Source organism: Bradyrhizobium acaciae (assembly GCF_020889785.1).
Taxonomy (GTDB): Bacteria; Pseudomonadota; Alphaproteobacteria; order Rhizobiales; family Xanthobacteraceae; genus Bradyrhizobium; species Bradyrhizobium acaciae.
The window spans coordinates 92,044-104,537 of the sequence record NZ_JACMYK010000005.1; the positions used below are offsets into that span (position 1 = coordinate 92,044).

The 12,494-nt window shown below is 58.6% G+C and carries 13 protein-coding genes; 4 read left to right on the forward strand and 9 right to left on the reverse strand.

Annotated features, from left to right (window positions below):
* Positions 1–20: 20 nt before the first annotated feature.
* The 9 genes from sctV to H8A92_RS04295 all read right to left on the reverse strand — a co-directional run bounded on the left by sctV (position 21) and on the right by H8A92_RS04295 (position 9,590).
* Entirely contained in the window at positions 21–2,132 is a 2,112-nt protein-coding gene (gene sctV, locus H8A92_RS04255; protein ID WP_229194603.1) for a type III secretion system export apparatus subunit SctV, read from the reverse strand.
* 8 nt (positions 2,133–2,140) lie between these two features.
* On the reverse strand, positions 2,141–2,569 hold the full coding sequence (gene sctY / locus H8A92_RS04260; protein WP_229194604.1) for a type III secretion apparatus assembly chaperone SctY: 429 nt from the start codon (positions 2,567–2,569) through the stop codon (positions 2,141–2,143).
* A 2-nt stretch (positions 2,570–2,571) separates the two neighbouring features.
* Entirely contained in the window at positions 2,572–3,111 is a 540-nt protein-coding gene (locus H8A92_RS04265) for a hypothetical protein (RefSeq protein ID WP_229194605.1), read from the reverse strand.
* Between the two features lie 33 nt (positions 3,112–3,144).
* Positions 3,145–4,035 carry an FHA domain-containing protein gene (locus tag H8A92_RS04270; RefSeq protein WP_229194606.1) on the reverse strand — a complete coding sequence of 297 codons (891 nt, stop codon included), beginning with the start codon at positions 4,033–4,035 and terminating at the stop codon, positions 3,145–3,147.
* Between the two features lie 115 nt (positions 4,036–4,150).
* Positions 4,151–4,384 (reverse strand): nodulation protein NopA, encoded by a 234-nt coding sequence (locus H8A92_RS04275; protein WP_229157596.1) that lies wholly within the window; start codon positions 4,382–4,384, stop codon positions 4,151–4,153.
* Positions 4,385–4,457: 73 nt separating this feature from the next.
* Entirely contained in the window at positions 4,458–4,754 is a 297-nt protein-coding gene (locus H8A92_RS04280) for a hypothetical protein (protein ID WP_229194607.1), read from the reverse strand.
* 848 nt (positions 4,755–5,602) lie between these two features.
* Positions 5,603–7,408 carry an HrpF/NolX family T3SS translocon protein gene (locus tag H8A92_RS04285; RefSeq protein WP_229194608.1) on the reverse strand — a complete coding sequence of 602 codons (1,806 nt, stop codon included), beginning with the start codon at positions 7,406–7,408 and terminating at the stop codon, positions 5,603–5,605.
* A gap of 614 nt (positions 7,409–8,022) precedes the next feature.
* The gene (locus tag H8A92_RS04290; protein WP_229194609.1) at positions 8,023–8,706 is read right to left on the reverse strand and encodes a hypothetical protein; all 684 of its coding nucleotides are present in this window, start codon (positions 8,704–8,706) and stop codon (positions 8,023–8,025) included.
* 242 nt (positions 8,707–8,948) lie between these two features.
* Complete coding sequence (locus H8A92_RS04295) at positions 8,949–9,590, reverse strand: secretin N-terminal domain-containing protein (protein WP_274613222.1); 642 nt, start codon at positions 9,588–9,590, stop codon at positions 8,949–8,951.
* A gap of 253 nt (positions 9,591–9,843) precedes the next feature.
* Between H8A92_RS04295 and H8A92_RS04300 the strand changes: the two genes are divergently transcribed.
* Genes H8A92_RS04300 through sctL form a run of 4 tightly spaced genes read left to right on the forward strand, consistent with a single transcriptional unit; the run spans position 9,844 to position 12,494 of the window.
* Positions 9,844–10,365 (forward strand): nodulation protein NolB, encoded by a 522-nt coding sequence (locus H8A92_RS04300; protein WP_229194611.1) that lies wholly within the window; start codon positions 9,844–9,846, stop codon positions 10,363–10,365.
* 32 nt (positions 10,366–10,397) lie between these two features.
* Positions 10,398–11,234 carry a type III secretion system inner membrane ring lipoprotein SctJ gene (gene sctJ, locus H8A92_RS04305; RefSeq protein ID WP_420831291.1) on the forward strand — a complete coding sequence of 279 codons (837 nt, stop codon included), beginning with the start codon at positions 10,398–10,400 and terminating at the stop codon, positions 11,232–11,234.
* A gap of 22 nt (positions 11,235–11,256) precedes the next feature.
* Positions 11,257–11,874 (forward strand): nodulation protein NolU, encoded by a 618-nt coding sequence (locus tag H8A92_RS04310; protein ID WP_229194612.1) that lies wholly within the window; start codon positions 11,257–11,259, stop codon positions 11,872–11,874.
* The gene (sctL, locus tag H8A92_RS04315) at positions 11,871–12,494 is read left to right on the forward strand and encodes a type III secretion system stator protein SctL (protein ID WP_229194613.1); all 624 of its coding nucleotides are present in this window, start codon (positions 11,871–11,873) and stop codon (positions 12,492–12,494) included. The genes H8A92_RS04310 and sctL overlap by 4 nt, the downstream gene beginning before the upstream one ends.

Here is a 12,494-nt window from a genome sequence, read left to right on the forward strand (position 1 = left end):
CGATGATCTGCCGTGCAGTCTCAACTCGCAGCGCTCAGGAGACTGCCCGGGGAAGGGCTCTTGTCCTTGGCAGCTGCCAGCTTCACGGATCCGATCGGTTGGACCGTGAAATCCGCGGCGAGGTCTTGATAAGAAAGGACAGGCAGGTCGATTCCGTTACGCGTGAGAAACCCGCGAACGAAACGCCGGATGTCCATCGAACCTAGAATAACTGGCTGGCTTTGGCTGCGCGCGATGCTCGAATGGATCTGGCGAAATTGGGAGAGCAGCATCTCGCTTTGCCGGTCCTCCAAGACAAGATATGGGCCGACGGCGGTCTCGCGCACGGCACCCCGCACGATGTCCTCAGTCTCACGCTCGACGATAAAGGCAGCTACAACGCGATGTGCGTTGGCATAGCGGTGACAGATCTGCCGCTTCAGAACAGAGCGCACATATTCGGTGAGCAGTGTAGGATTTTGCTCCCGTTCGCTCCATTCCGCAAGCGCCTCCAGAACCAAACGGGTGTTCCGGATCGGGATACCCTCGTCCAGCAAACGACGCAGGACATCTGCGATTCGAGGGATCGGTGTCGTGCGCAGCACCTCCTTCACCAGATCGGCATATTCCTGCTCCATCCGGCCAAGCAACTGGCGCGTTTCCTGAATGCCAACCAGGCGCTGCGCATAGCGCGTCAACGTGGACCGGATGCGCAAGGCGATGATTTCGCTCGGTCCGTGATGCCCTATGCCGGCCGCTTTGAGAGCAGCCGCATGGCCCTGTTCGATCCAGATCCGATTCGTGTCTGGATCCTGCCAGAAGGGTATGCCGCTCAATTCGATGTTCGCTACGTCGTCATCAAGCAAGAGCTTTGTCGGGTCAATAGCGCCCTCTTCTACGGGCACGCCCTCGACGGCCACACTGAATTGCGATCGGGCAAGGTGATTTGCGCTTTGGGCGGGAATGCGTGGAATTGTGATGCCCAGATCAGCTGAGACCAGTGCCGAAACCCGTGCGACGCACCGCTCGAGTTCCGCCACGTCCATTGCCTTCATCAGGTTCGGCGCTAGCAACAGGGTAATCGGAAGTGCCTCGGCAGGCAGGCTTTGCTTCTGACCCTGCGTGGAAGCGGGAGCTGAACCGGAGGGATTGACGCCGGCCTTGGGAGCGGTCTTGTTCTCTGGCTCGCCAACCTTGACAAAGCTGGCGGCGGAAAAGAGCGCGGCCAGTATGACAAAGGGGGGCAAAGGGAAGCCAGGAACAAGCCCCATCACAAGCAGGACGCAGGCGGCCAGCCGGAGCGCTTGTGTGCTGGCCGTAAGCTGGTTGACGATATCGGCGCCCAGATTAAGTCTTGAAGGACCGTTGACACGAGTGACAATGGTTGCGGCTGTAATTGACAGAAGCAGGGCTGGGATCTGCGAAATGAGCGCATCACCGATCGTCAGGATAGTGTATTGATGCATCGCCTCTTCAAGGGACATGCCCCTGGAGAGCGAGCCGATCGTGATGCCACCTAGCATATTGATACAGATGACTATGAGTCCGGCGATGGCGTCGCCCTTCACGAATTTCATGGCGCCGTCCATCGCGCCGTGAAGCTGGCTTTCCCGCTCCAGCACGCCGCGCCGGCTGCGGGCTTCGTGCTGGTCGATATGGCCGTTGCGCAGCTCGGCGTCGATCGCCATCTGCTTGCCCGGCAGCGCATCAAGCGTGAAGCGCGCCGACACCTCTGCCACTCGTTCGGCGCCCTTGGCCAGAACCATGAATTGCACCATGGTTACGATCAGGAATATGACAATGCCGACGGCGATGTTGCCAGATATGACGAAATCGCCGAACGTATGGATGATGCTGCCGGCGTCGCCCTCGGCCAGGATCAGCCGCGTCGTTGCAACGGTAAGAGCGAGACGAAAAACAGTGGAGATCAGGATGACGCCCGGCAGGGATGAAAAGTCGAGCGGCGTGTTGAGATACAGGGCGACCATCAGCAACAGTATGGCAAAGCCAAGATTGAAGCCGATCAGCATATCGATCACGACGATCGGGATCGGCATGATCATCATTCCGATCGCCAGAAGAAGCATCAGCGCGACCATCAAATCCGGGTGGGCGGGCGCGCGCGTGATGAGATTTCGTAGAACGTTGGCCATGAGAAGCCTTATTGTTGTTTGGCTGGAGCTGTGTTGCCGCGCAACGAAACATAGCGCTTGAAGACGGCCTGCGCTTCGGCCATGCGGCCGGCGTGACGCAGGGCGTGGCTGCGCATCAGCATCAATGGCAGAGACGAAGAGGGTTGGCCATCTAGGTTGTCAAGCCGATCCAATACCGACAGTGCTTCGTCACCGCGACGCTCCGAGATGAGAGCATAGGCCAGGATCCGCAGCAGGCCAATGTCTCGAGAGTGTTCGTGAGCAACAAGCCGCAACAGAGCCAGGCTCTTTGCGCTCTGCCCGCACGAAAGATAGATATAAGAAAGCACGCAGAGCAAATCTCGCTCCGGCCCAGAGACCAGCTCGAGAGCATCGGCTTTGGAAACGTTTGGCCGCTGTGTAGATGCGACGTGTTGCAATTTGTCTGGCTCGGCCATTGCTAGCCTTTGATCAAGCCGTTGTGGCTCTGCCGGAGCAAGATTAACCGCTGCAGCTCCAGCTGCAGAAGGGCCGCTCCTTCGCGTGCCACCAAATCCTCTGGCGCGGCAGATAGCGTATTGGCTAAACGCTCCAAAAGAGGGCCGTGTTGCTCGGGACGCAGAACGTGCGAATGACGTAGCCGCGGCGTCACGAAAGAGAGCAGGCTATGCGCGAGATTAGGCCCGTTAAGCCAAGCGAGTTCCGAGCCTGGCTCGATCTGACCTGGTTGGGCGCGGGCCTCGTCGAGATTGACGCGTGAAATCGCGTTGATCGAACCGAGCTCGAGCGCGCTGTCGATCGTGCCCTCAACCAAGCGATCGGGCGCGTCGTTATGCTGGGAAATTGCGCCGTGGTTCTTGTCATCATTGCCACGCGTCCGATCGATCCCGATGGACTTGGCTCGAGAATTGCCCGGCGTGATGCTAGATGCATGATGATCAACGTTTGGTCCCTGAAAAGAGGCGCCAGGCTCGACGGAATTCGGGGGCAGCCTAGTCATGGCACTTTGCTTCCTTACCTGCGGCCTGAAACGCTAATAGGACAGAGCGGAGAGCCGGCCATTCCGGCTCAGCAGAACACGCCCTTCCTCAATTCCGTTGACGGTCCATCCATTGCTCAACAGCGCGCCAACAAAATACTTTTGGCCAGCAACGACGATGTAAGGATCGCTGCCGCGCCACACAGCCTGGATCCCGATTGCGGAAGGTGTCTTCTCATCCTTGATGGCGACTGCATTGACGAGCGTATAAGCGCCGTTGCTATTGCGATCAAAGCGTTGCTGGATGTCTTGCCAAGTGGTGAGTGCAGCGGGCGTAATGCTGCCGTCGGCCGTGACAACGCCGGCCCCAGAACCGATTTTGATGCCGACAAGGCCCGCTCTGTCAACTTCCTCTTGCAGCAGCCCCGCAGCTGCATCGGTGGCCAGAGCATCAGGAGCGCTGAGCGCCAGCTTGGGTGCAACATCGGCGGCAGGAGGCGACGAACTTGGCACCGCAGCGGTGTCGGTCTGGACAAAACTGGTCGACAATGTGCCAGCCGCGGCAAAGCTGATCACGACCAGGGCGAGTCCGGCGAGCGATACACGCCGGCGATCGATAGAGCCAGCTTTTTCGAGACCCTCGATAGACCACCGGATCGACATTTCGCCGGCATGAAGGACAGCAGGAAGAGGGACAACGATGGGCGCGTTTGGCAAAACAGTCTCGTGTCCCTGGACACGAACGTCGCCCGCCAGTGCCTCGATCTCGATCGAGTTGGAATGCGGGGTGACACGAAGATGGTGTGGTTCGAGGCCCTGTTCGACAAAGATTAAATCAGCATCGAGGCTGCTTCCGATCAGACACGATCCGCCCCCTACTTTTCCCGTCAGCCCAGAATAGCATCCCAGCAGCACTTCGAAACGCGGGCAGTGTGGTTCATTCACGGTCGCTCTCCTGAACTGCGAACGGGACCGTACGGCAAAACCGTACGGCCCGTTGCGACTTCACGGACTAAGCAGCCCGGGAAAGTGAGCGACGCACGTCGCCCCACCTCATCCCTTACTGCACCCGCTCATCGGCTGCTTTCTTGACGGTCGAAAGCTCGGTCGAGACGACGCGAAGCTCCACATCCCTCTCGGCAGCCTTGGTGCTCGTGGCGGTCAGAGCGGCGATTTGCCGTTGGAATGCAGCCTCTCCAGCAACTTCAGCACCGGCGGAAGCGGCTCCAGTTGCAGCGGTGCCAGCTGCACCACCTGCAATCGAGGTACCAGACGCACCAACGCCCTTAGTCATAGTAATTCTCCTGTGTGCTCGAATTTCGCCGCAACGTGCGGCTCCTATTTTCCTGACGCCGCAACATGCGACGTCAGGAATCCTCTTCTGTTTCGGCCATAACGTCGTCGAAATGACCCATTGCACTATTTGCAAGCTGTAGAGCAGCGGCTCCCAGAGCGACGTTGAAGGCTTGCTGCATGGCGGCTTCTCGCGAGGTGCCGCCCGCAGTGGACGCGCCGCCGTTTACGGGACTGTTCGCATCTGGCGATCGGCCGTGATCATCGCGCTCGTCAGGTTTGTGAGATCCTTTTTTGCCGCTGCTTTTGCCGCCAGCCGCATGGAGGTCGGCATCAACGTGCCCAGTCGCGCTGGAGCTTGTAACGCGCATCGGGTTCTCCTATCTCAATTCAATCGTGCCAATGGACCAGTCTCCGCCCACCAATGTGCAAACGTTAGCTTTCGAGAAGCTGACGAGTTCTACAAAATGTAATGGGCCGATGCTGGATCTGCGAAAGCTGCAGATCAGATGGTATGTACCGGGACAAACGTTCGTTTGTGGAACTCGATCGGGTCGGATCGCTGCTCATCAAGTCGAAAGCTTCAGCAGGCGGATGTTGACGCGACTATTAATAGCTCGCGTTTGCTGCAATCCCGGGCTGGCGTCACTTTCGATGCCCGCGGGGTCTTTCGACAACTTGCTTGCAGCCGGGCGCAGCGGGACGGAGCTTGACCTGGTTTGGAGCGGGGCCGAAAGCGAGATTGACGGCGATTCGGTGGTCAAGGACGATCCATCGGTCCTGGAGGGCTCATGAAGGATCCGTCAATCGGGGCCCGCCTTCATGCAGAGCGAACAGCAGCTTGCGGCTCGAGAAGCGGTCCTTCCCCTGGCGCTCTGCGATCAGCATGTTCCTGATCTTTGCGCAAGCCGGCAGGTTCCGCCGCTCTGACCGGCTCTGTCGCGCGGTTTTAATGCATCGACCTTCTTGCCGGGCTGCGTATGCAGCCGATTGACCTTCGTAGCGGCAGGCTGGATTTGAGGTCGGCCTCGCGCGATCGATCGCGACCCACATAAATCGTGCGCAGCGAAGAGCGAGCAAGTTCCTCGGATCCGGCGGACGGTATCGAGGATGGTAGAGTTTGCGCGGCCGACTGCTCGGCAGGGAGACCCGACCGCGCGTAAGCCGCACAAGCTCGACTGGCGTTGTCAGCCTGATCCTGACAGATAGTGCGATCCGGCTAGGCGTTGGCGCCTGCAGCTTGCATGCGTTCGGACTCGATGCGAGCCTTCAAGTTGTTCAGGTAGTCCTCCGCGTAGGACTGGGCTACCGAAACCGGAAGATTGACCCCCGCCGTGGCTGCTTCTTGAATTGCCTGCTTCACCAAGCCTTCTCGCATTGCCAATTTGACCTCAGGGCCGCCGATGCAGCCTACCGCCTGTGCCGCAAGGCTCAGGCCAGCTTCTTCGAGCGCTTGCTTTATGTTGCCACCGCTGATCGCAGTGTGAAGAAGATTTGCAGCTTGCGCTTCGGCTTCGAGCACCATTGACGCCAGATCGGCCAATTCGCCCAAGCCTGGAATGAAGCTAAGTACACCGACTGCTGTCGCGGCCCAGTCGAGTACCTTCGAGCCAACCTTGAGCACGTCATTGATTGCGTGCATGAAGGCGCCACCGTTTTTTTTGGGAGACTTGATGTCGGGTTGGTCTGCCACGCCCATCGACATGTCCGCGACCGCGTCCTTCTCAGCGGCCGTTCGGGCGGCATGCGTTTTCACCTGCTGAACGGTGCGGTTCGCACCGGACATGTTGCTGAAGAACTGGTTGAAGTCACTCTTGCTGATGTTGCCGGAATCGACCGTATGGCCGCCGCCGAAGTCGAAGAACTTGTGGTGGGTTTTGTAGCCCGTAATCGCGTTGTTCATTAACCCGAACAGCACAGGGTCGGACAGCAGCTGGGATGCCGCCTTTCGCACCTCGGGCGCGAGGCTCTTGTCATCGGCCATGCTCGCCAGCTTTTCCCGCGTCAGGTCGCCCTTCCCGAAAAAGGCGCTTTGGTTCTTGCTGATCGTGTCGAGCGTATCGAGCTCGGCTTTCGTGAGATTCACCGATGATGAAGCAACCTGCAGGAAGTCCTCTTTGTGGACCTTGTCTATCGAGCCGCCATACAACTGCTTCCATTCATCCGGATGGTCGAGGAAGTATTGAGCGGCCGCGAGAACCTGCGGCGGGCATTTGCCCGTCTTAGCTTCGCCGTCGACGATCTGCTTGAAATCCGAAAGGCTTAGGTTCTTGGGCAGGTTATCGGAATAGCGATAGAGCTCGCGCAATGCATCGGTCAGCATCATAACCGATGGCTCGCCATTGCCGCTGCCGTCGGAGGGGATGTAGTTTTGCGTATAGTTCTTTGCCCGCTGCTCCTGGAACTCAGCAACTTGCGGGTGGTGATCGGAGAAGCCGGAGAGATCACCCGCTTTGATTTTACCGCCGCAGCGGCCGTCGCCTTGCGAACCTATTGCGTAGAAGAGCTCGGGGTCTCGCTGGAGTGCCTCGATCGCCGCCTTTAGATCCGGCGGTGTGGAGGGATCGTTGGCCAAATCTCCCAGAGATTTCCAATCCAGCGGGCATTTGTCCTTGTGTCGGATCAGCACCGACACAATCTGCAGCTCGGCCTCAGTCGGGGTGCCGCTGTTCCACGTAATTCTGGAGCTTTGTACGGGGGCTTCTGCAATCTTTGGGGCGTTCGCCGCGGAGGAGGCTTCCTCAGAGGACGGCTCGGGGGTCTCCTGACATGCGTCCAGTGCGGCCTTGATCTCCGGCGGGATGATGTTCCGCACCTCTTGCGTGAGTTCCTGCGTCAGTTGCTTGGCCGAGTCCTCGGTCGCCGGACCTTGCGGTGGGGAATGCTCGTCAGTCGTGCCCTTCAACGACAAACTGACCAGCACCGCCTCGAAGCTTGAAAAGTCACGCGCCTGCGAGGGCCCAGAAGCCAGCCCCGACAAAGCCAAATTCGAGCTGGTGGTTAGCGGCAGATTGTTGACTGACATCATACGTCCTCTGATTTGAGATCGCACCACAAGCTGGCTATGTGGCGCAGCCTGAGATCGCGGCGAACAACGAGCAAGAGATGTCGATAGGCTTCAATGGCTCCTACCGCTTGCTTCCGATTGCACAACGCTCCCAGCGCTCGGTTTGGCTACAATCTATAGGCATATCGCCGTCTAGATATTCACGCCGTATGGTAGGAGCGATTAGCTTTCGAGAAGCTGACGGCGCTCAAAGGATTTCACAATGAGTTGAGAAATGACGTCGCTCAAGGCGGCGACGGGTCCTCAATTCGGCATCGGCTTGCTTCGGTGCTCGATCGCTCGCCTCTGCGACAGCCAGGTCAACGAGTCTGCCGCTCTTCGCAGGATTCGCGTGCGCTGATTCATGCAACACATCGCGGGTTCCGCAACATCTCTCGGCAACTCACCAGCGCTCAGCCAGCTCGCGCCTGCGTGTCAAACAAATTATTGGCGTCTGCCCGATCGGGGCGATGCAGCATGATCGGATCAGATTGCTGGGGTGGCCGCACGAATCAATCCATCGCCCAAAAAGTTGAGCGGTGCATGGTACTCTGGACGCCTCGAATCTCAGATGCACTCTGCATCTGTCAATGTCATTGTGCTTGGTCACCTGGCGGGTGTTCGCCCGAACCTGCGGGCCCAAGGGCGGCGTCCAGCGACGGTTCGAGACGAATGAACCCTTCTGCTCGCCATTGCGCCGTGTGAGGCACACCCAGGATGGTGAACGTTGTAGTCCGGACATTTATGCTCGGCATGACGTCACGGCCTCTCAGCATCTCGATCTGAGCAGGCGTAGCTGTTTGGCCGATGAAGACCCAGTTGTCGCTGGCGAGATATCCGTTCGCCATGACGAAATCGCCAAGTTCCGGCGGCGCGACGCGCGCGGGCAGCGGGGACCGCTCCTGAGACCGTCTGGCGTGAGGCGACCCCGCGTGCATGAGTCCAGGCTCAAGATCTTGCCAAACAGGGTCGTTGCCGAAATCAGAGGAGACCACGCGATCTTGAGCGGCCGCCTGTTGGGAATTGGACTGCTCGCCGCCGGTCAATGCCGGCCCGACATGCGACGGTCGGCCTCCAAGCTCCTGCCAAATCAGGTCCTGGCTGTATCCAGGCATTTCATGCAATGCCATCAGTTCACGCTCAAACTCACTTCGATCGGCGGGCGATGAGGCCGAGCGGGGCGGTGGGCTCTTGTCTGCTCCGCCTAGCGCATGAACTCCATCCTGTTCCTCCTTTTGTACGACAATGCGGCTCTCAACCGATGCGGCGAAGTTCATGACGGACTTCGTAGAGCTTTTCAAAAGCTCGCATGAAACGCTAAGGCTGCAAAGCAGGTCACGGATACTGCTTGCCCTTTTCGGCTCGAGCATACGTTGTGCGGGCCCGGACCTTTGTTGCCTGTCTTGCGGCATCCCGCTGGACAGCCGCCCTCTCATCATGACAGCTGCAGCTTTCGAAAAGCTGACCGAGGGCATAAGTAGAAATTACATCTCCTCCCAACCCATCTGTTATTATCCGTTCATTTCTTACCAGTATCAGGTGCGTGATCCATGCCGTCTTGATGTGAAAGCTCGGGTGAAGGAGCGTCGTTGGGGCGTCCTTCGCGAACGACCACGCTGGAAGATCCGCGAAACAGCATCAAGACCGACTCATGCGGTGGCTTTTCGGCTCCGTTCCGGTTTCGTCGCGCCTGTGCCTCCGTCACCAGTCCTTTGAGTGTTTGCTCCACAAGCGCGATAAAGCGAGGCGGACCGGACGCGAAGACGAGGCCATCTCCCGGCACGGCTCTCACGATGTAGCGCTCGTCCGAGATGTTGAGTGCGTCGAGCGCCGCCTTGAACGCGTCAAAGCTGATCGGATTCAGTATCAGAAGGCGGCTTTGCGCCTCATGCGCGTCAGATACGTAGAGCACCAGCCCATCGTAGTACCATTGAAGATTGTAGAGACTGATCAACCGTTCGAGAAACTCCCGCGGCGGGAGATCCGGCATTCGCCCGCGAATTCGTCCCTTCACCCCGGTGCTGATATTGACTCTGATATTGAGGTTGTTACCGAACTCCTGCAGCGCGGTCGCGAGGTCCTGATCCAGCACTGTGTAACTATACGGCGTCGACGGCAGCGCCAGCGGGGCGCCGAGCGCCTTGATGGCGCCCAAGCACATGAAAACAGCAAGATAGAGAACTTTCTTCAAGATATGCAGCCTTGTAGACGGGATGAGCATTCCAGCGATTTTCTTCTAATTGAAACCAAGCACCGGAATTCGTCCCAAAATTTGGAGGCCGACGCTTCGCCCGAAATTGGAAGCCAACCGTGATTATTAGATGACAGATGCTCGTCAGCTTTTGGTCAGTTTGGGTCTCTAGGGTGCCAGCCCATTCATGCGAGCGAATGGCTAATCTCACCACGGGACAGAAATGATTTCTCCCATGTTGCTTGGAATTGCGTCGGTCTCCGCCAACCCCGTCGAGTGTGCCTCCAGCGGCTCTTCGCTGGCGCACGCTCAGTTTCACGAGAGTCTCGCGCAGGCCGCCTTGAAACAGGGGGGCGACTCTTTTGTGACCGAGCGCGCGCCAGTTTCATCGGTGCCGGAAGTGCAGCGCGCAGTCACGCCGGCGAGCCCGCTTGGCGATCGCGTCCTTCAGAGCATTTCTGCTATCCACCAGGGCAAACCATTTCCTGGAGACGCAGTTTCGCCGACGCTCGTCGGCGATCTTGATCCTGCGAAGAGTTTCCAGCTTGGGCCGGCCGCGCAACCGCTCCTGCGGTCGCAGCAAGTCGAGGTGCATCCGGCGGGCAAGCCGGAAGGTGCGGATCATTTCGATTCGGCGCTGACTAATTTGCGCGATGTTTACAACGGTGTCGTCCAGGTTTCGCTCATCTCCAAGGGTACAGGTGCCGTCAGTTCATCTCTGAATAAACTTCTATCAGCAGGCTGAGCGGGCCGTTGGCTGTCTTGACGAAAGGTAGGATCGGTAACGGTCGGCCCGCGAGCAAGCGGCTTCATGCTCTTGTTCTGCTGCTACTTTTACCGACCCTCACCGGTTGCAAAACGGACCTGTATACCAAAGTGCAGGAGCGTGACGCCAACGAGATGCTTGGGCTGCTGCTGAGCAGGGGCGTAGATGCCATCCGGGTCGTCGGTAAGGATGGGACGAGCACCATTCAGGTCGAAGAAAAGCAGCTCGCCTATTCCATCGAGTTGCTAAATGACCAGGGCTTGCCGCGCCAGCCCTTCAAGAGCCTTGGTGAGGTGTTCAAGGGGTCGGGGCTCGTTGCCTCTCCGGTCGAGGAACGGGCCCGCTACGTCTATGCCCTAAGTGAAGAATTGTCGCGTACGATCAACGATATTGATGGGGTTCTCTCCGCCCGTGTTCATGTTGTTCTGCCGAAGAATGATCTTCTGCGGCAGGACGCAACCCCGTCCTCGGCGTCGGTTTTCATTCGGCACGCCTCCAGCGCGAAGCTCTCAGCCTTGCTGCCGCAAATCAAGATGCTCGTCGCCAATAGCATCGAAGGTCTATCATACGACAAGGTGGCGGTCGTGTTCGTGCCCGTCGAGCGGACTCAGCATGAGGTCTCGCTTACGTCAGCGGCAGCGTCAAACGAGTCAACCAGGTTCGTCGCGGCTCCCATTGCGATCGGCGCAGGAGGTGCGCTCGCCGTATTAGGCATCGTATCTTGCCTACTGCTGAGCGCACGCGGGGGGCAACTTCGCCAATCCTGGCGTAAGCTGATGAATCTCGGCAGTGGTGCCAGCAAGCCAGCGGTCAAGTCCGCTGGCAAAAAGCTCTCCGATGCGAAATAGGCGGGCATTGAGGTCCGTATCGATGGTATCCCCCGACCAAAATCATTCACAAAACGCGCATTCCAATCGCCTGCGCGAGCTTGCCGCCTTGATCCATCCCAGCCGTTTGGCCGGCCATCTTGATGGGCTCCTGTCGGAGGCCACAGTGCTGCAGTTGCAGAAGACTCCGAGGCTGCAGCAAAGACTGGCCGAATTGCTGCTAAGCGAGCTGGCCTCGAACGGAACTGACTGGGGCAGGGACGTTCTGCTCGGGCATGATCCGCGTCGGGCGGCCTTGCTCGCTGGCAGTATCTGGCATGCCCGTTCGGTGCTGAAGCTTGTGTCAAAGCATGACGTGGCGATTCTGATCGAAAATATTGGTGCGGAAGCACATGCTTTCGCAATCCGACACTTATCTGCTGCGGTCGCGACCACATCGATTGTCGATCCGCATAAACTGTCGAGCCAGATTGAACATGACGGACATGCCTGCCTTGGTGCCTGGCTCAAGGACGCATCAGAGCTTGACCGTTTGCGCGTCCTTTTCCGTTTACGTGTTGGGACCGCCGCCGAATCCCCAGCAGCCGAACACCACAGCGCAGCGGGTCGTTTGCTGTCTTTGGTGGTAGCCCACTTGGCCAGCGAGGCGCCAGCGGCATGACGGCCGATGAGATAGCCCAGCCAGATAGCCCGCGGATACGACCGCTTGGTCCACTCATACCAGCCGCGGAACTCGGTATCTGGTGCGATGCGGTGCAGACGCGTGCGCTAGCCGACCGATATCTGCGGCAGGTTCGCAGCTGGGCAAGCAAAGTCTATCAGCAAGAGCGGGAGCACGGCCACAGCGAGGGTCTTAGGTCAGGATCGGACGAAATGGCACAGCTGATCGCCCGAGCTGCTTCCGATGTGGCCCGGCGAAAAGCCGTTCTGCAGCAGGAGTTGCCACAGCTCGTCCTTGAGATATTGACCGACTTGTTGGGCTCCTTTGATCCCGGCGAGATGCTGGTAAGAACCGTTCGTCACGCCGTCGAGCAAAGATATGGCAGCGCGGAAGTACGCCTTCACGTGTCTCCTGTGAACGTTGATGCACTAAGACATGAATTCGAGGCGTTCGACGGGACGGATGGTCGGCCGAAAGTCAGAATTGATCCGGACCCGGCTATGGGGCCTGACCAGTGCGTTCTGTGGAGCGAGTTCGGCAATGTGGATTTAGGACTTGCCGCACAGCTCCGCAAATTACGTCTCAGCCTTGATCCGTCCTCTCAGGAAGACGAAACGTGA